The sequence below is a fragment of the Ruegeria sp. AP7 genome (assembly GCF_056539905.1).
The window spans coordinates 12265-37038 of record NZ_JBQFVT010000002.1 but is presented as its reverse complement, the minus strand read 5'-3'; the positions used below and the strand labels follow the sequence as shown (position 1 = coordinate 37038).

Sequence of the window (24774 nt, the reverse complement as noted above, 5' to 3'; positions counted from 1 at the left end):
TCTGAGTGAGACCGGGACCCTTCGGCGTTTTCATTTGCACCGTCAAAGCCTGCGTGCACGGCGTTTGAACCTGCGTCCGCCAGGTGAGTGAGGGGGCGTGCAGCACACGCACGCAAACCACCATTCCTGAAAACGTAGAATCGGAACTTACAAAATGTCGAAATCAACCATCTCTTCCCGCATTGTTCGCTACGGTGAACTCCAGCCGTGCAAAACTGCATTTATCGACGCCCATACCCCGGGCAGCGATCAGAAAGAGAATTTTACAATCATCGGCGGCGGCGTCTCGGAATCCCCGGATCAGCACGTGCATATCACTGACAAGATTGGCTTCAACATCGGCGCTGCGGGCCAGCCGCCGAAGTGCCGGAACTCTCTGCACAGCCACACGACGGCCGAAGTCTTCTTTGTCGCCAAAGGCCGTTGGCGGTTTTTCTGGGGTCGTTATGGCACCGCTGGCGAGTTCATCGCCGAGGAGGGCGATATCTTCAACATCCCGACCGGCATCTTCCGCGGTTTCGAAAACGTCGGTCAGGACTACGGCATGATCATGTCGATCCTGGGCGGTGACGACGCGGGCGGCGGAGTGACATGGGCACCTCAAGTCATCGAAGATGCGCAGGCACATGGGCTGATGCTGGGCGATAATGGCGTGCTTTACGACTCCAAAAAGGGGCAGGAACTGCCTCACAACGTCCGACCAATGCCTTTGCTGACCGAAGAGCAATTGAAAGGCTACCCCGAGGTTCCGGTCGAGGATGTCGTCGGTAAATACGTCGCGCGGTATTGGGACCTGATGGCGTCGTCGGCCAACAAGCCCGCGCAGGTGATTGGCGAAAACGGAATGATCAAGGATAAACCCGGTTTCGAGGTTGATTTCCTTGGGCGAGGGTCCGCTGTGACCGAGTCGATCGCGGCAGAAAAACCTGTGGTTCTTATGCCGGCCAGCGGCCACTGGCGTGTTTCGATCGACGATCATGAAACCACTTTGTCGACCGGCGACACGGCTTTGGTTCTGACTGGTGAATCCTATACCGTGCAACCTTCGATGACCGGGCAGGCGGGCCTGTACCGTATCACCGCAACCGATGACCCGGCAGGAGCGACCTGGACAGGATGAACGCTGACCCAAACGACACCCATGCCGTTTATGAGCGGCAAGCCACGGAATATGACAAGCGCCGCTCTAAGGCTCTGTTCGAAGCGCGCTGGCTGGCGCGCTTCACGGCCAGCCTCAAGCCAGGTGACCATGTACTGGATCTGGGCTGCGGCACAGGCGACCCGATTGCACGCTGGTTCATGGCTGAGGGGTTCGCTGTAACAGGTGTCGATTTTGCCGAGGCGATGCTGGCCATTGCCCGTGACCGCTGGCCTGATGGGGATTGGCGGCATGCTGATATGCGAAACTTTGAGTTAGACCAGCAATTCGATGGCATCATCGCCTGGAACAGCTTTTTTCACCTGACAGCGGATGAGCAAAAAGATTGTATCGCCCGCATGGCGCGTCATTTGCGACTCGGCGGAATGCTCATGCTGACCGTCGGACCTCGCGCCGGAGAAGTCAGCGGCACGGTGGGATCAGAGCTTGTCTATCACGCCTCGTTGTCCCCGGCCGGTTACGCGACGTGTCTTGAGGAAAACGGATTGCAAATGACCGGGTATCTGGCCGAAGACCCTGAAACCCAAAGCCACACGATCCTGATGGCGCGCAAAATTTAAGGAGGCTCTGATGACTATCAAAACCACACATGTTGGGTCTCTGCCCCGAACACAAGACGTTGTGGATTTCATTTTCGCCCGCGAAAACGGTGAAACCTACGATACCGCTGCTTTTGATGCCTGCATGACCGATGCGGTTTCAGAGACAATGCGCAAACAGGTCGAGGCCGGTGTCGACATTGTCAGCGATGGCGAAACCTCGAAGATTTCTTACGCGACCTATGTCAAAGATCGCTACACTGGATTTTCCGGTGACAGCCCTCGCAACGCGCCGGCAGACCTCAAGATGTTCCCCGGTTTCCTGCAGCGACTGGCCAATGAAGGTGGGACACCGCAATACGCACGTCCGATGTGCACCGGCGAGGTGCGATCAAAAGGGCAAGGCGAGTTGGAGAAGGACATAGCCAACCTAAAAGCGGCTATGGCGCAGCATGGGGCCGAGCGCGGTTTCATGAATGCTGCGTCCCCGGGGGTGATATCGTTGTTTTTGCAGAATGACTTCTATCCCACGCGCGAGGCCTATCTGGCGGCGCTGGCCGATGCCATGCAAGAGGAATACGAAACCATCGTGGCTGCTGGTTTGGATCTGCAACTGGATTGCCCCGATCTGGCCTTGTCGCGCCATATGCTGTTCACCGACCAATCAGATGATGAGTTCGTCAAGATTGCCAACATGCATGTGGAGGCCCTGAATCACGCGCTTCAAAACGTCCCACAGGATCGTGTGCGGGTGCATATCTGCTGGGGCAACTACGAAGGCCCGCATTGCTGTGACATCGCAATGGACAAGGTGTTCAACACCCTGATGGCGACCAAGTCGCGTTATATCCTGTTCGAGACCTCGAACCCGCGACACGCCCACGAGTGGACGGTGTTTCGCGACCGCAGCGCGGAGATACCCGATGACAAGATTTTGGTGCCCGGCGTGGTCGATACCACCACCAATTTCGTCGAGCATCCCGAACTCGTGGCCCAGCGGATCGAGCGTTTTACAGAAATTGTTGGCACAGACCGTGTGATAGCGGGCAGCGATTGCGGCTTTGGCACTTTTGCGGGCTTTGGCGCTGTCGACCCTCAGATTGCCTACGCCAAGTTGTCGGCGCTGTCTGATGGGGCAAAGCTGGCCACGGCATGACACCTTTGATCTTCTTGCCGGGCATGATGTGCGATGCCCGCCTCTTTGGCCCGCAAATCAATGCTCTGTCGGGCAGCAGGCCTGTGATGACATTCCCTTTGTCACGGCACAACAACGTGCAGGCCATGGCTCATGATATCCTGCAAAATGCGCCGCCCGATTTCGCTCTGGCAGGTTTGTCGATGGGAGGGATCGTGGCAATGGAAGTATTGCGTCAGGCCCCTGAACGTGTCTTGCGACTGGCTTTGCTCGACACTAACCCGCTGGTCGAAAAACCAGAGGTAAAAGCCCGTCGCGAACCTCAGATGGCCGCCGTTCGTAACGGCAAACTGAGGACGGTGATGCATGACGAGATGAAGCCCAGTTACTTGGCGGACGGGCCAAACCAGGGGGCTATCTTGGATATGTGCATGGCAATGGCCACCGAATTAGGCCCAGACGTTTTCTTGCGCCAATCGCAGGCTCTGATAGACCGCCCGGACCAAAGTGCGACCCTGAAGGCTTATACCGGAAAGGCTCTGGTTCTGTGTGGGCGAGAAGACAAGTTGTGCCCTGTTGAGCGCCACCAGATGATGCATGATCTGCTGCCGCACAGCTCGCTGGAGATCATTGAGGGCGCAGGGCATCTCCCGACATTGGAACAACCACAAAATACCACAGCGGCATTGATCCGCTGGTTGGAGGACACATGACACCATCCCTTCTGTGCCTACTTCGCAAGGTCGACACCCCCACTGTTTGCAACGCCATTGAAGTGGCACAGGGCAAGCGAGGGTTCGACAGGTTTACGCGCGACACCATGTTGTGCTCCGCCCCCGATGAGCCAGCGATCGTCGGCTATGCTCGTACTGCAAAGATTGCAGCAGTCAATCCACCGACTGAACCGTCTGACGTCATCAAAACCCGACGGATGGCTTATTACAAATACATGGCTGAAGCGCCCAGCCCCTGTGTTGCTGTGATCGAAGATTTGGATTTTCCTGATTGCATCGGAGCGTATTGGGGTGAAATCAATACCTCTGTCCACAAGGGGTTCGGTATTTCCGGTGTCGTAACCAATGGTGTCATGCGCGATCTCGGGGACTTACCTGTGGGGTTTCCGGTTGTTGCCGGTTCCGTCGGGCCGAGCCACGGTTTCGTCCACATTCGCAAGATTGATACGCCGGTTTCAGTTTTTGGCCTGACCGTTAATCCGGGCGAATTGGTCCATGCCGACCGTCATGGCGCGCTGGTCGTGCCCGAGGATGTCGTCGATCGATTAGAAGCTGCAATACAAAAGCTTTTGTCGACAGAACGTATTGTCTTGGACGCAGCCCGCCATCCGGAGTTTAATTTCGAAGCATTCGAAACCGCTTGGACAGCCTTTGAAAAAGCCAGGATCTGATTGCGGGAAGCAATCAATATGAATGCCGGTTGAGTGGATAGAAAATGTACACCTAAGGTGTGACGGTCTGCTTTTTGTGCACAATGAGAAACTCTGAAAATGGCAGGTCGGAACAATCCGCGTTGCAGAAACAAACTCAACTTCGAAAGTCCGGTTTGGGCCGTCCGCGATCGGGCGCTGACACGATCCTGAGCAGATGCTGCACTGCCTCCGATGTCCACAACGAGCTCTTTCTTCTTGATGCCGCAGCACGCGCGAAAGGTTACCCGTTTTATTGTTGCAAAAATTGCCATGGCAAACCGAAGATTAGTCGCGGCCTGACATCAAGTGGCGTTGGCTGAAAGAAAGACAGAAAGAAAACCTGAGGCGAACCTCTTCATTAAGCATGCCTATCCAAATTTTGCGGAAAAACATCCTATGTTTGCTGATCCAGCGCACATGCAATGGATCACCACATGTACTGTTATGCCAGTTGGGCTTTTCTGGAAAAGGTGGCTGGGGTGGTAGGGTTTTTTGTCAACATATTGAAAATTAACAAAATAAATGAAATGTGGTCAATGGGCAGTGTTCGGAAATTGGTTTGTGCCCAGTATTGTGCTTCACTTTTCCGCTTCTGACTATTTGGACGTTAGCGAGTTCGCCGGTCATACGACTTGCGCGGGATTGGGCGAAAAGCTGACTTTCACTGCGTCTGCGACAAGTAGGAGCCGTCGATGCGAATCAGAAATTTAGCCTGTGCCATGGCAGCCAAATTAGTTGGACTAACAGAAGGACATGCATGGTCGAGATTTCGTGACATCCGTTAGACTGCAAGCAGGCGGGTCCTGTGCATCGTCGACTCGCCGCTATTATGGCTGCCGATGTCGTTGGGTATTCGTCGTTGATGGGCAGCGACGAAGCAAAGGTATTGTCCGCTCTCTAAACTCTGCGTTCAGAGATTTTGATCCCGCAATTGCAAGACATCAAGAGCGACTCGTCAAGTTGATGCGGGATGGTGCTCTTGTCGAAATTACTGCGGTTGTCGCTTCCGTAACCAGTGGCGTCGAGATACAGCGGGCAAAGGCTGAGTTTCCACTATCCAGCGATGACATCCTGTCGCTGGACGCCCAGCCCCTCAATCCCCAGTTCCATTGTATCGCCTGGCTTCAGATAAGTCTGAGGTTCTTGCCCCATACCCACGCCAGGCGGTGTTCCTGTCGAAATCACGTCCCCGGGTTGCAGCGACATAAACTGCGACAGATGCGAAATGACGGTTGCCACACCAAAATGCATCGTTTTGGTTGAACCATCCTGATACCGTTGCCCGTTCACCTCAAGATACATCGGCAGGTTTTGCGGGTCTGGCACCTCGTCTCTTGTCACCAGCCAGGGGCCGATTGGGCCAAACGTATCGGCGGACTTTCCCTTGACCCATTGACCCGAGCGATGGAGCTGAAAATCTCGTTCTGACAAGTCGTTGACCACGCAATACCCGGCTACGTGATCCATGGCTTCGGCCTCGGATACGTATTTGGCCTCTTTGCCGATGACCACGCCCAGCTCCACTTCCCAGTCGGTTTTGACCGAGCCGCGCGGGATTTCGACCGTATCGTTGGGGCCGATGATGGCCGAGGTGGCCTTGAAGAAAATTACTGGTTCAGCAGGGAGTTCCATGCCGCTTTCTGCCGCGTGATCGGCATAGTTCAGACCTATGCAGATGAATTTGCCGACATTGCCAACGCAAGGACCAATGCGTGGATCTCCATCTACCACCGGTAGGCTGTCCGCATCTGTTGCCCGCAATTTCTCAAGAACTGTGTCGCCAAGTGTGTCGCCCGAGATCTCATCGATAACGCCGGAAAGGTCACGCACTGAGCCGTCCGACGCCAAAATACCGGGTTTTTCAACGCCCTTGGCGCCATAACGTAGCAGTTTCATTGTAAGGTTCCTTCCTGCTCAGATCGTCCAGCCGCCATCAATGGCAAAAGGCTGACCCGACGTGTATTTGCTTGCATCACTGGCCAAATACAGAGCCAGTTCTGCGATTTCTTCCGCTGTACCAATACGACCCATCGGTTGACGGGCAATGAAATCCGTCATTGCTTGTTCATAGTCACCGGTGGCGCGCAACCTGTCATGCAGGCTGGGGCTGTCGACGGTTCCGGGACAAATCGCGTTGCATCGGATGCCTTGAGTTACGAAATCGGCGGCCACGGATTTGGTCAGGCCTATGACCGCTGCCTTTGATGCACAATAGGCAAATCGGTTAGGTACGCCCTTTATGGATGATGCGACTGAAGACATATTGATGATTGACCCACCGCCGACTTCCAGCATTCCCGGAAGGGTCAGGCGGATCAGTCTGAACATGGCTTTGACGTTGAGGTCAAAGCTGAAGTCCCAATCCTGTTCTTCACACTCAAGAATAGAGCCTCCCGCAACATAGCCTGCGCAGTTAAACAGAATGTCCAGATTCGGCAGGTCGGCCGTAGCGGCTGTAACAGCTTCATTGTCTGTTACGTCCAGTCTGAGCGGTTCGATACCCGCGATGCCGCCCAATTCGGTTAGAGAAGCATCGTTGATGTCGCTGGCGATCACGCGCGCGCCTTCGGCCGCAAACAATTCGGCGGTTGCGCGGCCAATGCCTTGCCCGGCAGCTGTGATCAGGGCGGTTTTGCCTGCAAGCCGGTTCGATGGTTCGAATGTCGTCATTGGGTGCCTCACAGGTTCTCGGGCAGTAGGTCCGTTGGGATGTCCTGATAACAAACCGGCCGCAAGAAACGGCGGATCGACAATGTTCCCACGGAGGTCGCGCCAAAGTTGGTTGAGGCGGGGTAGGGGCCGCCGTGAACCATGCTGTCGCACACTTCGACGCCAGTTGGGAAGCTGTTGGCCAGCAGCCGCCCCGCTTTTCGTTCAAGCAGCGGAAGCAGCGCCAGAGCGTCGGGTTTGTCGCCTGCGTCCAGATGCAGTGTGCAGGTCAGTTGCCCTTCGATGGCCTGCGCGATCAGTTGCATCTGAGAGGTGTCTTTCACGCGCACGATAATGCCCAATGGTCCGAAAACCTCTTCCTGCAGTTTGTGATCGGCCAGCCAGTCATCGCCGGAAACTGCGAACAGGTAAGGCGCGGCATCGCGTGTCTCGCAACTGGTGCCCATGATCTTGGATACACCTGTTCCGGCGGCGACGCGCGAAACGCCGTCGCGATAGGCTGCCGCAATTCCATCGGTCAGCATTGTCTGGTCAGCCACCGAAGACAACCCGGTCTCAGCTGCGGACTGAAACGCCTCAGCATCAGGCCCATCAATGATCACGGTAATGCCGGGATTGGTGCAGAACTGACCGGCGCCCATCGTTAGCGAAGCCGCCCAGCCCGCGCCGATCTCGGCCCCTCGCGCGGCTGCTGCTTGAGGCAAGATAAACATTGGATTGACCGAGCCCAGCTCGCCAAAGAACGGAATGGGTTCGTCCCGTTGCGCGCACAGGTCAAACAATGCCCGTCCACCACCAAGGCTACCAGTGAAACCTACGGCCCGGATCAGAGGATGTTGCACCAGACGCGTGCCCACATCCCGTTTGCCGCCTTGAACCAGTGAAAACACTCCGGGGTGAACCCCGGTCGCCTTAATGGCGGCGTCGATGGCTTGCGCAACGACCTCACCTGTACCCGGATGGGCGGAATGGCCTTTGACAACAACCGGGCATCCTGCGGCCAGTGCCGCGGCGGCATCGCCCCCCGCAACCGAGAAGGCCAGCGGAAAGTTCGACGCACCAAACACTGCGACAGGACCCAGCGGGCGCTGGATCATGCGCAGGTCGGGGCGGGGCAGGGGCGCGCGTTCCGGCATGGCCGGGTCATGGCGCATGTCCAGATAATCACCCGCTTCGATGTGATCGGCGAAGAGGCGCAGTTGACCCACGGTGCGGCCACGTTCCCCCTGCAGGCGCGCCTCGGGCAGGCCGGTTTCCTGCGTTCCGATCTCGGTGATGGCATCGCCGCGTGCGTCAATCTCCTCCGAGATTTTGCGCAGAAGTGCGGCGCGCTCGGTGCGCGAGGACCACCCGAAAGTGGCAAACGCTGCCTCGGCCGCTTTTACTGCGTTATCGACCAATGTCGCTGTCCCCACAGAAAAGTCATGGCTTGGTCCATGCGCAGGTTCGGATGCAAAAGTCGTATCTGCGCCGACCCATTCGCCGGCGATCAGGTGTTTTCCAGTCAACATATTCGTTCTCACTTACAGCAGGCCGCGATGGGCGAGGTTTCGCATCAGGTGTGACGCCCCGAAGGTCCATTCGGCGCATTCGGTCGACAGGCGCACGGTGTTTGTCAGTGCCCCAAGTTGTGCATTGGCAATGGTGACGACGTCGCCAAGTTTGTGTGTGAACCCACCGCCTGGGGTATCCCGGTCCTGGGTGGGGGCGAAGAGCGTGCCAAGAAACAGCATCAGGCCGTCAGGATATTGGTGGTGGCGTCCGATTGTCTGCTTCACAAGATCGGCAGGATCACGACTGATCTGAGACATCGATGAGCTGCCGTTCAGGACAAACCCATCCGGTCCGGTGACGGTCAGCTTCAGCTCAGTCTGACGTACATCGTTCAGTGTGAACCCATCATCGAACAACCGGATCATCGGTCCGATCGCGCAGGAGGCGTTGTTGTCCTTGGCTTTGCTCAACAACAGAGCTGAACGTCCTTCGACATCGCGCAGGTTCACATCATTGCCCAGCGTTGCGCCTTTGATCTCGCCTTTTGAGGTAACGGCCAGTACAACTTCGGGTTCGGGATTGTTCCAGGTTGAAACGGGGTGCAGTCCAATATCTGCACCGAAGCCGACTGACGAAAGGACTTGCGCCTTTGAAAACACCTCGGCATCGGGTCCGATCCCGACTTCCAGATACTGGCTCCAGAGACCTTCCGCGATCAGTGCTTCTTTGACCTCTGCGGCGGCGTCCGATCCCGGTACGATGTTCGAGAGGCTGTCTCCGATCCGGTCCCCGACGCGCGCGCGGATCGCATCGGCTTTGGCAGGATCGCCTGCGGCCTGTTCTTCGATCACGCGCTCGACCATTGAGCCCGCAAATGTGACACCGCAGGCCTTAACCGCCTGCAGATCGCACGGCGCGAGCCATTGGTGGTTGGCGTCAAAAGGACCGATTTCTTCACCTTGTGCATTGCGCAGATAATCCGCTGGGTCTTCGCGTTCCAGAATGTCTCGGACGGTGGGTGCAGTTTTCGATGTAATATCGACAACCCGCCCACTGCGCAGTGTTACCACGCTGGGTCCGACCCCAGCACGCTCAAGACGGCCGAGCCACAGCCCATTAGATTCCAATGTAGGTATGGTCATTTAAATCCCTGAGGTTATAGGCCCGGGCGGCGTTACCACCCATGATCGCCTGGCGTTCTGCGTTGCTCAGCTGGTTCAGCAGCGCGTCGGTGCTTTCACACCAGCGTTCGTAGCTGGTGGCCAAAGTGCAAACCGGCCAATCGCTGCCCCAGATCAAACGCGACGGGCCGAAAGTGTTCAGCAGGTGATCCACATAGGGGCGCAGGTCTTCGATCGTCCAATCTGCGGCAGCTTCCGTCACAAGACCGGACAGCTTGCACCATGCACTGGTATCTCGGGCCAATGTCGACATGTCTTCGGACCAGCCGTCCAAGATCGCGTCTTTGATCAACGGTTTCGATCCATGGTCGATGACCACACGCATATCGGGGTGGCGCCCCAGAAGTTGTCTGAGCGGGCCCAAGTGTTGGGGCAAGGTCAATGCGTCGAATGTCAGGTCATGCCGTTGAACAGCCTCGAAAGCTGGAGGCAGCGTGTCGCCGAGCATCCACAGAGGGTCAGCGATGTCCTGTATCATCGGGCGAAGACCGACCAGTGCCGGATGGGCAGTTAGCGCAGCAATCTGCACGCCAACATCATCGGCTTCAAGATCAACCCAGCCGACAACACCTTTGATGAACGTATTCTGGTCGGCCAGCGAGAGCATATATTCCGTCTCAGCCACAGTGGGCGCCGCCTGGACAAGGACTGTGCCGTCGATCCCGGCAGCCTTAAGCAGGGGCATTAGATCGTCCGGTGTGAAATCTCGGTAGATCGTACTCAGATCGGGCGTCAGCCAGCCATAATCGCCACGCGCCAAAGCCCAGAAATGCTGATGTGCGTCGATCCTCATTCGATCACACCCTTTTTCAGGATGATGTTGCCATAAAGCCTGCGTTCGCCGGTCTGAACGATAGCAAAAGCGTTGGCAGCACGGTCGTAGAATGCAAACCGTTCTAAGCCCTGCGCCTTGGCGGGGTTGTCGGCGGTGGAGTTAATGATGCGCTGAAAGTCCGCGACGGCGTCTGGAACTGCCTCTGGGTCGCCGACAACCTGCATGGTCAACGCCGGATCAGAAACGAATGTGTCCAACGGCATCACCGACAACACAGCTTGCAACACTTCACTGGCTGAAGATCCATCCGCCCGGATGCAGCCCGGCCCGCTGCTGGTGCCTGGGAAGTTTGCATCTGCGATGACGATTTCATCCCCGTGGCCCATGGCCCTGAGGGTATACAGAAGCTCCGGCGACAGGATCGGGTTGATGTTACGCAGCATCTGCAGCCTCACTTGGCAGAGGCGCGTCGAGTCGGATCAGGCCTTCGGATCGCAGGTCCGACCACAGACCCAGAGGAATGTCGCGCTCCATCAATGCTACATTGGACTGCACCTCGGATGCGTTGACGGCCCCGGGCACCACTGTTTTGACGCAGGGATGACCCAGAACAAATTGCAGCGCCGCCGCAATCAGCGGAGTGTTGTGGGCCGCGCAAACCGCTTCGATCTTACGGACCCGTTCCAAAATGTCTTCTGGTGCGTCTGCATAATTGTACTTGGCGCCGGGTACAGCTCCGGTGGCGAGAATGCCTGAATTGTAAGGCCCCCCAAGGATGATCCCGACATCGCGCTGCTCACAAAGTGGCAGGAAACTGTCGAGCGCTTCCTGCTCCAGCAGCGTATAGCGTCCGGCCAGCAGGAACCCGTCGAAATCCCCCAGCCCAAGAAGCCTTTCGCAAACCTGCCATTCGTTTACGCCCGCCCCAATTGCAGCGATTTCACCCGCATCGCGCAATTCGGTCAGAGCCTTGTAACCCCCGCCATCAAAAAGCTCGCGTACCTTGGCGTCCGAAACCTCTTGACTGCCTTGACTGAAGACACAGACATCATGGACCAGAAGAATGTCAGAGTTCGCCACACCGATCCTGTCGCGGCTGGCCTCGTAAGATCGCATCACCCCGTCATAGGTATAGTCGAAGACGATTCTTTTCTGCGGTACATCGACGAAGGCTTCAGGGGTCACCTCATGCGGTTCGCAATCCAGCAACAGGCGACCAATCTTGGTCGAAAGCTGAATGTTCTCGCGACCGAACCGACCGATCGCCTGCCCAAACCGATGCTCTGACCGGCCAAGCCCGTATTGCGGCGCGGTGTCGAAAAAACGGATGCCTGCGTCATAGGCGGCTTGCAATGCAGCCTGCGCATCCTCGTCCGAGACTTTGCGGTACAGATTGCCCAACGGCGCCCCGCCGAACCCCATGCGGGTCAGGGGAACGGGCCGTTTGGTCCGGTTGTTCAGTAGTTCTGTCTGGGAAACGGTCATCCTGCCTCGCTATTCAGCTGTGGGGTGAGGTTGAACAATTCGGGGTTTTGCTTTTCAAGTTGTTCGATGCGCGGCATCAACTGCCCAAGGTGAGTACGCATAGCGTCCTGCGCTGCCTGTTCGTTTCGATTGCTGATCGCTTCGAAAATGGCCCTGTGCTCCGCCAATGTTTCAGCGATCCGGCCAGGGGTGGGCAGCAACAGCATTCGGGCGCGGCTGACTTGCAATGAAACGGTCTGGGCGACGTCCGCGAGGCGGCGGAAGCCGGTAAACTCCATCAGCAGACCGTGGAATTCTTCGTCTGCCTGATAAAAGCCGGGGATATCTTCATCCTCGATCAGCAGTTCTTGCAGGCGCATGTTGCGGCTTAATCGCTTGCGCTGGTCGTCGGTCAAATCGCGCGCGACCTTGGCGACGGTTGCAAGCTCAAGCGCCTCGCGCAGGAAAACGCCTTCGCGAATTTCATCCATCGAGAAATAGGACACGCGGGTGCCGGATTGCGGCACCACATCGACCAGCCCTTCAGAGGCCAAACGCGCGATCGCGTCCGCAACAGGCGCGCGTGATACGCCTAATCGTTCGCACACAGGAGCCTTCCGGAGATTCGCTCCGGGTGGGAAATCAAGCGAGAGAATCGCCTGCTTCAATGAGTGGTGAACCCGTTGAGTCAGCGGCCCTTCGATCGTCGAGATCTCAGGCAGCAGCGCGGCATCAATATCTTGGTGTTTGTTCATGCTTTGCAATTTAGCATTCTAACATGTTAGTTGACAAGTGGTGATTTTGGATTTAGCAACATTGGCCAAGCAAGCGGGGAAGAGATGCAAGCACACGGCGGCATAAATGTTTCGGAAGAGGCGACGCGCGACGTCGTGAAGCTTAATCCGCAGGACAATATCGTCATTGCATTGCGCGACCTGCAGGCGGGTGAACAACCGGCGTATGTTCCGGTGCCCTTGGCTGCGCCTGTTTCCCGTGGTCACAAAATTGCGGTGTCATCAATCCAGGCTGGCGAAAACGTTGTTCGTTATGGCCAGATCATCGGGCAGGCCAAATGCGATATCGCGCCGGGCGAACATATCCACGTGCACAACCTCGGGATGGGGGCGCATCATCAGGACTATGCACATGCCAGCGCGAACGCGCCACTACCCACTCTGACTGAAGAACGGACATTCGATGGATACCATCGCACCGACGGCAAAGTCGGTACCCGAAACTACATTGGTATTCTCACCACTGTGAATTGTTCGGGCTCTGTCGCGCGTTTCATCGCGGAGGCGGCGGAAAAATCCGGGCTGCTGGACAGCTTCCCAAATGTGGACGGTGTGGTGCCGATTGTGCATGGGACCGGCTGTGGAATGTCCGGCAAGGATGAAGGTTATGCCACCCTGTTCCGAACCCTGTCCGGGTACGCACAACATTCGAACTTCGGGGGTATCCTGCTGATTGGTCTGGGGTGCGAGGTCATGCAGGTCGCAGACCTTGTCGGCGGTCGTCCCATCCGCGCTGACGGTGCCCTGCGCTATATGACCATTCAGAACGAGGGCGGAACGCGGCGTACCATCGAACGAGGGTTGGAAGAGCTGCGCGGCATCGCCGAGCTGGCCAATCAGGCTGAACGCGCCCCCGCTCCGATCAGTGCCATTACGGTCGGCATGCAATGCGGTGGCTCGGATGGGTATTCGGGGATTACTGCGAACCCCGCGCTGGGGTATGCCTCGGATCTACTGGTGCGCCACGGGGGCACGACGATCCTGTCGGAGACCTCGGAAATTTATGGGGCGGAGCATCTGCTGACGCGGCGGGCCGAAACGGTCGAAGTTGGTGAAAAGCTGATCGAACGTATCCACTGGTGGGAGGACTACACTGCGCGCAACGGCGGTGAGATGGACAACAACCCGAGCCCCGGCAACAAGCGAGGTGGCCTAACGACCATTCTGGAAAAATCGCTTGGCGCTGTTGCCAAAGGAGGGTCCGCGCCTCTGCGCGACGTCTACAAATTCGGTGAGATGGTCGACAAGCACGGGTTCGTCTTTATGGACAGCCCGGGGTTCGATCCGTGTTCTGTCACCGGACAAGTGGCGTCGGGTTCAAACCTGATCGTGTTCACTACCGGGCGTGGCTCGGTGTCAGGCTATCAGCCCACGCCCTGTATCAAGCTGGCCACAAATTCCGAGATGTATGCCCGCATGGCCGACGACATGGACCTGAACTGCGGTGACATCGTGACTGACGGGATCAGCATCGAGGCAAAGGGCGAAGAGCTGTTTGAAATGCTCATCCGCGTTGCGTCGGGCCAAAAAACCAAAAGCGAAGAACTTGGCTTTGGGGGCGTTGAATTTGTCCCCTGGCAAATCGGCGCGGTGATGTAAACCGCGTTGGGCCCAAGGGAGAGGGGCACATGGGAGGGAAAATGAATAAATTGGTCGAAATGACGGGGATTGATAAGTTCTTCCCCGGCGTGCACGCGCTGAAATCCGTGCAGTTCGATCTTGAACCGGGCGAAGTTCACGCGCTGATGGGGGAGAACGGGGCCGGGAAAAGTACGCTGATGAAGATCCTGTCGGGTATCTATCAGCGCGATGGTGGGACGCTGAAGATCGAAGGGCGCGAAGTCAGTCCGACAACCCCGCGTGAAGCACAGGATCTGGGCATCGGGATCATCCATCAGGAACTGAGCCTGATGAACGACCTGACTGTCGCTCAGAACATTTTCATCGGGCGTGAACCGCGCAAGAGTTTTGGTCGTTTGGATGAGGCTGCGCTGAATGCGCAGACAGCCGAAATTTTTGCTTCGATGAATCTCAGCCTCGATCCCAGGGCGCCGGTGGGCAGCCTGACCATCGCAAAACAGCAGATGGTCGAGATCGCCAAGGCACTGTCCTTTCGGTCCAAAGTGCTCATCATGGACGAGCCTACGGCGGCCCTGAATGACGCCGAAATTGCCGAGCTGTTCGTCATCATTCGCCGCCTCAAGGCCGAGGGCGTTGGTATCGTTTACATCAGCCACAAGATGGACGAGCTCAAGCAGATCTCGGATCGCGTGACGGTCATGCGTGATGGGGAATATGTCGGAACAGTTGATGCTGCCGAAACCCCCATCAGCCAGATCATTGCCATGATGGTTGGCCGAGAGGTCAAGGAAGAACCGCTGGACGTGCCCGATCTGGGTGATGCCGAGATGTCTCTGCAGGTCACCGGGTTGAACCGGAGCAACGAAATTCAGGACGTGAGTTTCTCGGTCCAGAAGGGCGAAATACTGGGCTTTGCCGGTCTGATGGGCGCAGGTCGTACAGAGGTTGCACGGGCTATCTTCGGGGCCGATCCCAAGGATAGCGGCGAAATCCGGGTACATGGTCAGGTGGTGTCGATCAAATCACCCACCGACGCCGTCAAAGCGGGGATCGGATATCTTTCTGAGGACCGAAAGCACTTTGGCCTCGCCACCGGCATGAATGTACGCGACAACATCGCGCTTGCCTCGATGGACTTGTTCACGGGCGCTGGCGGCGTTTTGCACGATAGTGAAATCAGCGACACCGCCAAAAGCTACATCCAGCAGCTGGGCATTCGAACACCATCGGATGTGCAAGAGGTTCGCCTTTTGTCAGGCGGCAATCAGCAGAAGGTTGTCATCGCCAAATGGCTGCTGCGTGACTGCGATATTCTGATTTTCGATGAGCCCACCCGCGGCATCGACGTCGGCGCAAAATCCGAGATCTACAAGCTGTTGGAAGAACTGGCGGGGCAGGGCAAGACGATCATCGTGATCTCTTCCGAACTGCCCGAAATCATGCGCCTCAGCCATCGCATCGCCGTGATGTGCGAAGGGCGACTGACCGGCATTCTGCCCGGCGGCAAAGACACCACTCAAGAAGACATCATGCATCTGGCCACGCAACGTGCGGCGGCGATGCAGGTAACAGGGACAGTCCAATGACAACAGCAACCGATATTGAAAAGAAAAAGCCACTCTCGGGCCTTGCGGACAGCGGCGCGTATCAAAAGCTGTTGGCCTTCGCCAGTTTGATCGTTCTGTTGATCGGCTTTTCAATCGCCTCACCGAACTTCATGCAGACCTCGAACATGATCGCCATTCTGCAGGCAACATCGGTGAATGGCGTTCTGGCCGTCGCAGCCACGCTGGTCATTATCACGGGTGGGATTGATCTGTCCGTTGGTACGCTGATGACCTTCTGCGCCGTGATCGCGGGTGTGGTCCTGACGTATCTGGGTATGCCATTGCTTTTGGGGGTTGCCGCAGCGATTGCGGCTGGTGCGTTCTGTGGGCTTTGCTCGGGCACCTTCGTCGCCAAGATGAAAATCCCGCCCTTCATCGCCACGCTTGGAATGATGTTGATCCTCAAAGGCCTGTCGCTGGTGATCTCAGGGACGCGGCCGATTTACTTCAATGATACGCCGGGCTTTGACCAGATCTCACGCGGGTCGCTGATCGGAGAGGTCTTCCCATCGCTGCCCATTCCCAATGGTGTCTTGATCCTGTTCCTGGTTGCCATCGCGGCCTCTTACATTCTGGGGCGCACGGTTCTGGGCCGATATACCTTCGCGCTTGGCTCCAACGAGGAAGCGGTGCGTCTGTCAGGTGTGAACACCGACATGTGGAAGATGCGCATTTATGCGCTGGCCGGAGCGATTTGCGGTATCGCAGGTATCCTGATCGCCTCGCGTCTGAATTCCGCACAACCGGCATTGGGACTGGGTTACGAGCTGGAGGCGATCGCCGCCGTGGTGATCGGTGGCACCTCCTTGTCCGGTGGGCGCGGCACTATCCTCGGCACACTGATCGGAGCATTGATCATGGCGGTCCTGACTAATGGCCTACGCGTGCTGTCCGTCGCGCAGGAATGGCAGACCGTTGTGACCGGCGCAATCATCATCCTGGCCGTCTATGCCGATATGGCACGGCGCAAGAAATCGGGATGACCAAGCAGCTAAATCAAAGACCAAAACGACCAACTGGAGGAGAAAAACATGTTTTCACGTCGTTTCATACTGGGTGCGCTGAGTGCAGCCACCTTGGCAGGGCCCGCCTCAATGGCGGCAGCCGAAGAAATTTATATCCCGCTGGTATCCAAAGGCTTCCAGCATCAGTTCTGGCAGGCCGTGAAGTCGGGTGCGGAGCAGGCGGCTGACGAGTTTGATGTCACCATCACATTTGAAGGTCCGGATAATGAGACAATGGTCGACCGTCAGATTGACATGCTGGCTGCCGCTCTGGCCAACAACCCCAAAGCCATTGGTTTTGCCGCTCTGGATAGCCAAGCTGCAATTCCGCTTTTGAAGCAGGCCAATGAAAAGGGCATTCCGATCATCGCTTTCGACAGCGGCGTTGACAGTGACATTCCGCTTTCAACCGCGACAACGGATAACTTGGCAGCAGCCGGGCTCGCAGCCGATAAAATGGCAGAGAAAATTGGTGGCAAGGGTAAAGTTGCGGTTGTCGCGCATGACCAGACCAGCCGCACCGGCATCGACCGCCGCGATGGCTTCGTCAATCGCATGGCCGAGAAGTACCCGGATATCGAAGTTGTCACGGTTCAGTACGGCCAGGGCGACCACCTGAAATCAACCGAAGTCACCAAGGCGATCCTGACGGCTAACCCTGATCTAAATGGTATCTTTGGCACCAACGAAGGCTCAGCCATCGGTGTTGTGAATGGGGTTCAGGAGCTGGGCACCGAGGGTTTGGTGATCATCGGTTATGACAGTGGCAAGGCCCAGAAAGACGCAATCAAGAGCGGTCTGATGGCGGGTGCGATCACGCAAAACCCTGTGGGTATCGGCTATGAGACTGTGAAAGCCGCGGTTGCGGCTCTGAATGGGGAAGAGGTTCCAGGTCTGATCGACACAGGCTTCTACTACTACGATGCCTCGAACATTGACGACCCGAAGATCTCGGCCGTTCTGTACGACTAAGTATAACCATTCAAACTGTCCGGCCTGCCTTTTGGGCGGGCCGGATGGTTTCATCTGCAGATTGTCAGGTGAATTGATACCAAGGCGTGCGGGGCAATGGCATTCGGGTCGCAACGCTGGCTTGCAACTGAGCCGCCGTCGTTTTGAGCGCGTCAATGACGAATTCGCGCCGGTTGTCGATCAGAGCGGAAGCGAAATGCGGAATCGTCAGCGATGCGATCACGGATTGACCCATGCCATGACGGATAGGTGTCGAAATCTCGCTTATGGCGTTGCTCTCGGGGCTGCCGAGAGAGATGTAGTTCTGTTCGGCGCAAACTGCCGCCTGATCTGAAAACTCTTGCAGCGACTCCGGATTTTCACCTGATGCTATTTTGCGAAGATAGGCCAAGCGATCTTCGCGTGAGGCAATTTCCGAAAGTCTTTTCTGCTCCTTTTTTGGGGCCTCGATGAACGGTGCAGCGAAGGTCTGCTTACCGCCCAAGTAGCACCTGGCGCGAGTATTCGCACCAGGACTGAAAGCCACTCTCATAACTGCTAAGCGAGTGCCAGCAAGTGTTCAAATGCTGCTCGCTTCAGTTTGTATTTCGGCAATTTCAGGGGCCGTAGGTCAGTCACCTCACGAAGCTTAGTGGCCGCTTTCTTGAGTGCGGCGTCAGAGAGGCTCCCGATCCCTTGCATATGGAAAAGCGGCTTCTCCAATTGTGGATCTATTACACTGACGCTTTCGGCTTGACTGCATTCATCAAGAGTTACTTCTATTTCCAGTGTAGAGCTTTGAGCGAGGTTGCAGGCCAGGATAACCGGGAAGCCATAACGGTATTTTTTGCCGATGATCAGCTTGAAATCCGCCTTGTCGACCGCTTTCTTAAGATCTTGGACATGGTGCGCCGTATAGAAGACGTTCAGAACATTGCCATTCTTGTGCCCAGCGATTGCCTGCCGTTCGCCGTCAACCACCATCTCGCGTTTCAACATACTCGAGAAGGTCTTGCGAAGCGCGTAGAAATCCTCGTCGAAATCACCGATACCAAGATGGTCGAAAATGCGACGTAGATGCTTGCCGCAGGCACTGGTCACATCTCCCTTTGACGAACGGCGCACGGCCTCGGGAAAGAGAAGCGGACCATGATCGTCCCGAAGAGCCTGAAACCATTCGACGAACCCCAAGTCCAACAAAATCTGTGGTATGGGGATAAGCCGCTTGCTGTCCTCTGTCTTACCCGTGGCTTCTGGTCCAGACGCGATTGCCAAGAGATAGGTCCCGTCGCGATACCTGACATCGCTGCGTTTCAGCAACAGAACTTCCTCAATGCGAGAACCGATGGAGAGAACGATCAGGGGCACCCAATAATCCGCATCCCGTACGATTACTTTGCCTCGTTGCCATCGGCGATGCTCAGACGCCGCTCCCGAATAAATCGGTGACGTCAAGAGTCGCGCAATCCGCTCCGTGGTCCAGGGCATCCGGTTTTTCGGTTTCGTGACACGAACATACAGCTCATCCTCGGGTGCAAGTGACTGGATGTGCCGTTGCATTTCTTTGTAGGAAATAGCTTTAGGTATTTCCGGACCGAGTTCCGAGGCCGATTTGAACTTTCTGTTCATCGCATCGCGGTACTTTTTGAGTGTACGCAGGGTCACGCGCGGTACCAGGCGTTCAGCAAGCAAGGCACGCTTTTCGGGGTTGGATAGTCCCTCAATGGCGCGGACTTCCTCCATAACTTGGAAATCGGCGGCGTCCGCCTGAGAAATCTCAAATTCCTTGGTTATGCTTTTCCCTTCGCTCTCGAAGCGCTTTCGACCGTGCGACTTGCCCTGAGTGCGGGGCAGTCGGGATGCCCATCCTAAAAATTCTTTCTGTCTTTCTTTCGTGATGGAAGAAACCGGGATGTCGCCGAAAAACTCTTTCATCAGCCGATACACGGAACCTGTGAGCTTTTTCATGTCTTTCGAAGGGAAGTTTTCGTCGGTCCTTGCCCGTGCCTGGGAAAGCAGAACCGGTGCCTGAACGAACTTGTCGAAGTCATCCAGCCCGTGTTCAGCCAAGAGTTCCGAACTGGCATAGCGCACGTCGTCGCCTTCTTGCGCGGCAATTTCCACGTCATTTAGCCGACGTTGCAAAGCCGTCGCACGTTTGCCCAGATCGCTTGAAATCGGCGTTGATATATTTAGGGCAACGCGGTCTCCGGCGGCGCGCAGCAACGGCTCGACGCCGGTCCACTGTCTGTTCCTTGCGGCCTGCCGGAGACGTCGGTTTTCTTCCTGCAGTGCTTCGATCCTCTGGTCGACCTCGCCCGCACTCAAGGCAGTGTCCTGGTTTTGCTCTTGTAGCATGCCCTCAAGTGCTGAGCGTAGCATCTCAGTCAAGACGGCTTTGGCGGTCTCGGGGTTAAGCGATTCTTTAGTCAGTGCGTCCACGTGTGTTTTCTCCATCTGCTCGAGGACGGTGAGCAACGCGGCTGCGCGCTTCACGGCGTCGAGCGGGAGGTCGGTTCGCAGCGACAGGCAGAGAAACTGGTTTGGAACCTGGTTTGACAGTTTTTTTGGCAGGCGTTTTCGGAAATAGAAAATACGGCCACGGCGCATGAGGTAAGGGCCGGCATGGTAACGGGGTTTGCGCGGCCGACCGCTGGGTCGATTTCTGGCTGGCTGTGTCACAGCATGTGTCACAGTTTCCGAATGCTGTGACACATCGGATTTATCGGAGGGCCTGTGGCCCCTTATTTTCCTGGCTTTTCTGGAAAAGGTGGCTGTGCTCGCAGTCTCCAGCTATCCAGTCTCGCGATTTCCCTGAGAACAGGGAAATTAACAGGGAAATTTCGAAAGCACATTCCTACGTCGGGGCAGGGGGTATTCTCTTGTACCAGAGCACTGTGTTCCGAATTGCGACCTCACCGCTTCATCGGCCGAATTCCTGTCTACTAGAACGCTCAAGGCACCGCTTTAGTCAACTCGAAAGAGAACGAGACTTGAGGACCTTCGCTGCGTTTGTCAACCAAATCGGGTTTCAAAATTGACTTGCGCCACCACATTTAGTATCGAACCTACGTGGCGGGATGCCCGGCCGAGGATTCGGTGTCTCGTTAAAACTGTGATGGACGACCTTTTTGGTATTCCCGTCTCGGCCTGGTCGACGCCCCATCGCGACTTTCCTGAAACTGGATTTCAAGGAGGGCGTGATGACGACCTATCCAAAGCCGGCGAGTCCGGAGCATTCAATCGCTAAAAAAAACGATCTGCTGCCCGAGTTGAGTATTGAAACCGTTGCGATCAACGATTTGCAGCAGGCAAAACGCAACGTTCGAAAACAGAGTAATCGGCAGATAGCCAAGTGCCGAGCGTCGATCAAGCGATATGGCTTGAATCGACCGATTTTGATTACAGCGGACAACGAAATCATCGACGGTCACGCGATCGTCGAAGCGGCCCGTCAACTGGGGCTGACGGACCTCCCGTGTATTCGAGTGGCGGATCTCACCGACTTAGAAGTTCGAGGCCTGAGAATTGCCCTGAACCAGATACAAACAACCGGCGAGTTTGACCTGCCCAAGCTGACTCTCGAACTGGCCTGCCAGCTCGAGTTCAACACGGATCTGACGGACCTTGGATTTGAACCGCCAGAACTTGATGGGCTGTTTGAGACGCTGCCTGAAGAGGGGAGCGATCCAGACCTCGCTGATCAGATCGCTTCCTCGATTCATTCTGCGTCCTCTGTCACTCAGGTCAATGATGTATGGCGGGCCGGAACGCACCTCATTGCGTGCGCCGATATGCGAAACACTGAACTTTTGTCGGAGCTGCTTGATGGAAAGGTGACCGACATCGTCTTTGCGGACCCTCCTTACAACACGAAGGTCAACGGTCACATCCGCGTCGGCAACTCAGGATTTGATGAATTTGCCGAAGCGTCAGGAGAGATGTCGATCGAAGAATTCATCCTGTTTCTGATTGCCTTTCTGAAGAGCGTGTTGTCCAGGCTGAAACCCGGTGGCTTGATATACTGTTGCATGGACTGGCGGCACGAGTGGGAACTCCACCAGGCGATCCAGGCGACGGGTCTCGAGCTGCTGAACAAATGCATTTGGGTGAAGCCAAATGGCGGGATGGGTTCGTTCTATCGCTCACGTTACGAAACGGTGTTTGTACTGAAGCAGCTTGGCGCTCCGCACACCAACAACGTTCAATTAGGTTCAAACGGTCGATATCGAACAAATGTCTGGGAATATGCTGGCGCCACAGGCGGTGGGGCGGATGAAGCAGACGACTTCACGTTGCATCCCACCGTCAAACCGGTTCGCCTCGTACAGGATGCCATCCTCGACGCGTCGGCCGTTGGGCAAATTGTTCTGGATCCATTTTTGGGGAGCGGGACAACGCTTCTGGCCGCAGAACGAACCAAACGTGTCTGTATTGGGTTGGAGATCTCGGCTGCTTACGTGGACGTAGCGATCCGCCGTTGGCAAGGGCTGACCGGCAACCAGGCAACTCTTCTAAAAACCGGCCAAACCTTTGCTGAGAGGGCCGCAGAACTTGCGGCCGAGACCGATAAGAGCGCCGAACCAATACCTCTGGAAAACGATACTGGAACGGAGGAACAGTTCTGATGACCAACGACAAGAACCGTTCCAACATTGGGTATGGCAACCCTCCAGATGCCCATAAGTTCAAGCCCGGTCAGAGTGGCAATCCTGGCGGGCGACCAAAGGGCTCAAAATCATGGAAAACCGTCATTGAGGCTGAGCTCAGCACGGAGATTGGCCTGAAGGAACAGGGCGTCGAATTGAAAGTTACCAAAATGGAGGCTTTCGCTAAACGCCTCGTGTCGGACGCCCTGGCAGGAAATCCCAAGGCTTTGGGCGAATTGCTCCGGCAGCTCAATAAGTACTTTGGCGATGTGACACCAGTCGAAGCAAAGGATTTGCCCGCCAGTGAAGCAGATGTGCGTCTGCTTCTCAAATACGCTGAGAAAGCAATAAAGACCAAGGTTCAAAACGGAGAGTCCGATGACCAATCCAACAAATTCTGAAGTCTACGCTCTTCTACGGTTAAGTTTTGTGGCCTTCGTAGAGAAGGTTTTTAGGACCTTGCTTAACGGACGGGAGATGCAAGACAACTGGCACATCCAAGCGATTTGTCATGCGCTCGGGCAAGTCCAAAAGGGAACCGAAAAACGTGTTATGATCAACATTCCTCCGCGGAGTCTGAAGTCGATCATCGTTTCCGTGGCATGGCCCGCCTTCTTGCTTGGGCACAATCCAGGACTGCAAATCTTTGTTGTTTCGCACAATCTCGATCTGGCGATCGGTCTTTCCAACAAATTCCGACAGATCGTGAATGCCGACTGGTACAAGGCCGCGTTCCCGACAATGTCTGGGGCACCACAAAAAGACAACGAGCGGATCTTCTTGACTGACGCTGGAGGCTTCAGAGAAGCCATTTCAGTCAACGGGGCTGTTATTGGGAAAGGAGCAGATATTTGCATTATGGACGACTTACTGGACGCATCGGAGGTTGCGACCGAAAACGGCTGTGCAAAGGTCAATAATTGGATCGATACTTCACTGTCCACGCGACTGAATGATCCGGCAAGCAGCGCAATGGTTCTTGTGATGCAGCGGCTGGCTATAAATGATCCGGCCGCACACCTACAAACCCAGGAAGATTGGAACTGTGTCACCCTGCCGGCAATCGCCGAGGAGGACCAAATTGTTCCCATCAGCGATGTCGAAGAATATCACTTCAACAAGGGCGAGCTTCTGGATGCGGCGCGGTTGCCAATGGATACCCTTGACGTTCAGAGGGCTAAGCTGGGTACGGCAAATTTCCTTGCTCAGTATCAACAACGCCCTGTTCCCCCGGGTGGCGGCGAGATCGATATAAGCCTCTTCCAGCGCTACAAAACCCTGCCAAAACTATATGATGTTCGGTTCCTGAGTGTTGACGCAGCTTCAAGCTGCCGGTCAGGGTCATACAGTGTCATTCAGGTCTGGCAAATGACGAACGGAAACGTCTATCTGGCGGACAATCAACGTGGATATTGGACCTTTCCGCAATTGACGAAACGTGTGGTTGATACTCAGACCCTTTGGAAAGCTAACTTCGTAGCGATAGAGCGTGCCAGCTCTGGTCTGGCCCTTATTGATGTCCTTTGGGAGCATTACCCTGACAATATTCGGCGTACTTTAGTGCAGGGGCTCAAACATAAAGGTTTGTCGAAGGAAGACCGGGCTGGCAAAGCCATGGTCCTCGTGGAACAAGGCTTGGTTCACATACCCCTTGAAACGCTCTGGCTAAATGATCTTTTAGCCGAGTTTAGCGCATTTCCTGCAGGGTCAAAAGATGATCAGGTGGACGCTTTCTCACACGCCATTGAATTTTTTCGCAAGCTGCTCGTGAGCCGCTTCAACCCGGAATACAGGGGGCGAGGGCGTGTTTTGAAATAGTGGTGATCTGTTCTGTGACACAGCCACCTAAAATGAGGCATGGCCGGCGTCTGAGAATCGCCCATGATCCAAAGGGCTTGTGAGAGCAATGACTCCTGAGGCGGATAAGGTGTTTGCCTAGCGCCTTATCATGACCAAGCGCTACGAAACCGCTTGGTCGGCCTCAAGACGATCTGCTCAGACAAAACCATTTCTGCAAACGCCGGGTAGCACTGATCGTGTTAACAATGGGCTCTGTTTTACCGTGAATGTGCACCCATCTTACCCTTTAGGCAGCAATATCTCTGAAAATTGCAACAAAGTTATGCGGTCAGGACTACGCGCGTTAATTTTCACCCGTTGTTATTTAACGAGTCGAACATGGTAAACCAAATCAAATGGAAGCTATTCCTGACGGAATGCGACCTCTCGAGGCACTTCTCGATTGGGAATAGCTTCCCAACATTTCCCAGGGCATTTGTGGAAATAGTAGGGCCAATATGTGTTTTGGTGGTATTACTTGCCTACAGCCTTCACAGGGCGTCTGC

Annotated in this window: 22 protein-coding genes and 1 pseudogene; 12 read left to right on the top strand and 11 right to left on the bottom strand. The window is 55.8% G+C overall.

Going from position 1 to position 24774, the window contains the following annotated elements; all coding sequences use genetic code 11:
- The first annotated feature begins 154 nt into the window (after positions 1–154).
- The 5 genes from ACR0KN_RS05000 to ACR0KN_RS04980 are packed head-to-tail and all read left to right on the top strand — an operon-like array spanning position 155 to position 4238.
- Positions 155–1120: a cupin domain-containing protein gene (locus ACR0KN_RS05000; protein ID WP_480651840.1), complete on the top strand. Its 966-nt coding sequence runs from the start codon at positions 155–157 to the stop codon at positions 1118–1120.
- Entirely contained in the window at positions 1117–1719 is a 603-nt protein-coding gene (locus ACR0KN_RS04995; RefSeq protein WP_480651838.1) for a class I SAM-dependent methyltransferase, read from the top strand. Before ACR0KN_RS05000 ends, ACR0KN_RS04995 begins: the two co-directional genes overlap by 4 nt.
- Positions 1720–1729: 10 nt before the next feature.
- Complete coding sequence (locus ACR0KN_RS04990; RefSeq protein ID WP_480651836.1) at positions 1730–2854, top strand: cobalamin-independent methionine synthase II family protein; 1125 nt, start codon at positions 1730–1732, stop codon at positions 2852–2854.
- Positions 2851–3546 (top strand): alpha/beta fold hydrolase, encoded by a 696-nt coding sequence (locus ACR0KN_RS04985; RefSeq protein WP_480651834.1) that lies wholly within the window; start codon positions 2851–2853, stop codon positions 3544–3546. Before ACR0KN_RS04990 ends, ACR0KN_RS04985 begins: the two co-directional genes overlap by 4 nt.
- Complete coding sequence (locus ACR0KN_RS04980; RefSeq protein ID WP_480651832.1) at positions 3543–4238, top strand: RraA family protein; 696 nt, start codon at positions 3543–3545, stop codon at positions 4236–4238. The genes ACR0KN_RS04985 and ACR0KN_RS04980 overlap by 4 nt, the downstream gene beginning before the upstream one ends.
- 1074 nt (positions 4239–5312) lie before the next feature.
- Here ACR0KN_RS04980 and ACR0KN_RS04975 read toward each other — a convergent pair.
- Genes ACR0KN_RS04975 through ACR0KN_RS04940 form a run of 8 tightly spaced genes read right to left on the bottom strand, consistent with a single transcriptional unit; the run spans position 5313 to position 12598 of the window.
- The gene (locus ACR0KN_RS04975) at positions 5313–6155 is read right to left on the bottom strand and encodes a fumarylacetoacetate hydrolase family protein (protein ID WP_480651830.1); all 843 of its coding nucleotides are present in this window, start codon (positions 6153–6155) and stop codon (positions 5313–5315) included.
- An 18-nt stretch (positions 6156–6173) separates the two neighbouring features.
- On the bottom strand, positions 6174–6929 hold the full coding sequence (locus tag ACR0KN_RS04970; RefSeq protein WP_480651828.1) for an SDR family oxidoreductase: 756 nt from the start codon (positions 6927–6929) through the stop codon (positions 6174–6176).
- Between the two features lie 8 nt (positions 6930–6937).
- Positions 6938–8440: an aldehyde dehydrogenase (NADP(+)) gene (locus tag ACR0KN_RS04965; RefSeq protein ID WP_480651826.1), complete on the bottom strand. Its 1503-nt coding sequence runs from the start codon at positions 8438–8440 to the stop codon at positions 6938–6940.
- Positions 8441–8452: 12 nt separating this feature from the next.
- Complete coding sequence (locus tag ACR0KN_RS04960; protein ID WP_480651824.1) at positions 8453–9565, bottom strand: fumarylacetoacetate hydrolase family protein; 1113 nt, start codon at positions 9563–9565, stop codon at positions 8453–8455.
- Positions 9540–10397 carry an amidohydrolase family protein gene (locus tag ACR0KN_RS04955; RefSeq protein WP_480651822.1) on the bottom strand — a complete coding sequence of 286 codons (858 nt, stop codon included), beginning with the start codon at positions 10395–10397 and terminating at the stop codon, positions 9540–9542. Before ACR0KN_RS04955 ends, ACR0KN_RS04960 begins: the two co-directional genes overlap by 26 nt.
- A complete protein-coding gene (locus ACR0KN_RS04950; RefSeq protein ID WP_480651820.1) occupies positions 10394–10822 on the bottom strand; it encodes an RbsD/FucU family protein in 429 nt (142 codons plus the stop codon). Before ACR0KN_RS04950 ends, ACR0KN_RS04955 begins: the two co-directional genes overlap by 4 nt.
- Entirely contained in the window at positions 10812–11864 is a 1053-nt protein-coding gene (locus ACR0KN_RS04945; RefSeq protein ID WP_480651818.1) for an aldo/keto reductase, read from the bottom strand. Before ACR0KN_RS04945 ends, ACR0KN_RS04950 begins: the two co-directional genes overlap by 11 nt.
- Positions 11861–12598, bottom strand: coding sequence for a GntR family transcriptional regulator (locus ACR0KN_RS04940; RefSeq protein WP_480651817.1), 738 nt, complete (start codon positions 12596–12598; stop codon positions 11861–11863). Before ACR0KN_RS04940 ends, ACR0KN_RS04945 begins: the two co-directional genes overlap by 4 nt.
- Before the next feature lie 84 nt (positions 12599–12682).
- On the opposite strand from ACR0KN_RS04940, the gene ACR0KN_RS04935 reads away from it, so the two are divergent.
- The 4 genes from ACR0KN_RS04935 to ACR0KN_RS04920 are packed head-to-tail and all read left to right on the top strand — an operon-like array spanning position 12683 to position 17801.
- Positions 12683–14236 (top strand): UxaA family hydrolase, encoded by a 1554-nt coding sequence (locus tag ACR0KN_RS04935; protein WP_480651815.1) that lies wholly within the window; start codon positions 12683–12685, stop codon positions 14234–14236.
- Between the two features lie 41 nt (positions 14237–14277).
- Positions 14278–15804, top strand: coding sequence for a sugar ABC transporter ATP-binding protein (locus ACR0KN_RS04930; protein ID WP_480651813.1), 1527 nt, complete (start codon positions 14278–14280; stop codon positions 15802–15804).
- Positions 15801–16808, top strand: a complete 1008-nt coding sequence (locus tag ACR0KN_RS04925) for an ABC transporter permease (protein WP_170394139.1) — start codon at positions 15801–15803, stop codon at positions 16806–16808. The genes ACR0KN_RS04930 and ACR0KN_RS04925 overlap by 4 nt, the downstream gene beginning before the upstream one ends.
- A 48-nt stretch (positions 16809–16856) precedes the next feature.
- Positions 16857–17801 carry an ABC transporter substrate-binding protein gene (locus ACR0KN_RS04920; protein ID WP_170534597.1) on the top strand — a complete coding sequence of 315 codons (945 nt, stop codon included), beginning with the start codon at positions 16857–16859 and terminating at the stop codon, positions 17799–17801.
- Positions 17802–17865: 64 nt separating this feature from the next.
- Here ACR0KN_RS04920 and ACR0KN_RS04915 read toward each other — a convergent pair whose 3' ends face one another.
- The 3 genes and pseudogenes from ACR0KN_RS04915 to ACR0KN_RS04905 form a co-directional block, all read right to left on the bottom strand.
- The gene (locus tag ACR0KN_RS04915) at positions 17866–18327 is read right to left on the bottom strand and encodes a hypothetical protein (RefSeq protein ID WP_480651810.1); all 462 of its coding nucleotides are present in this window, start codon (positions 18325–18327) and stop codon (positions 17866–17868) included.
- An 11-nt stretch (positions 18328–18338) separates the two neighbouring features.
- Positions 18339–19904 carry a site-specific integrase gene (locus ACR0KN_RS04910; RefSeq protein WP_480652425.1) on the bottom strand — a complete coding sequence of 522 codons (1566 nt, stop codon included), beginning with the start codon at positions 19902–19904 and terminating at the stop codon, positions 18339–18341.
- Positions 19905–20249: 345 nt separating this feature from the next.
- A pseudogene (locus ACR0KN_RS04905) lies at positions 20250–20390 on the bottom strand (DUF6538 domain-containing protein); the annotation flags it as partial.
- A 593-nt stretch (positions 20391–20983) separates the two neighbouring features.
- Here ACR0KN_RS04905 and ACR0KN_RS04900 point away from each other — a divergent pair.
- Genes ACR0KN_RS04900 through terL form a run of 3 tightly spaced genes read left to right on the top strand, consistent with a single transcriptional unit; the run spans position 20984 to position 24247 of the window.
- Positions 20984–22408 carry a site-specific DNA-methyltransferase gene (locus ACR0KN_RS04900; protein WP_480651808.1) on the top strand — a complete coding sequence of 475 codons (1425 nt, stop codon included), beginning with the start codon at positions 20984–20986 and terminating at the stop codon, positions 22406–22408.
- Positions 22408–22830 carry a DUF5681 domain-containing protein gene (locus ACR0KN_RS04895; RefSeq protein ID WP_170614896.1) on the top strand — a complete coding sequence of 141 codons (423 nt, stop codon included), beginning with the start codon at positions 22408–22410 and terminating at the stop codon, positions 22828–22830. The genes ACR0KN_RS04900 and ACR0KN_RS04895 overlap by 1 nt, the downstream gene beginning before the upstream one ends.
- Complete coding sequence (terL, locus tag ACR0KN_RS04890) at positions 22808–24247, top strand: phage terminase large subunit (RefSeq protein ID WP_170614895.1); 1440 nt, start codon at positions 22808–22810, stop codon at positions 24245–24247. The genes ACR0KN_RS04895 and terL overlap by 23 nt, the downstream gene beginning before the upstream one ends.
- Positions 24248–24774 lie beyond the last annotated feature (527 nt).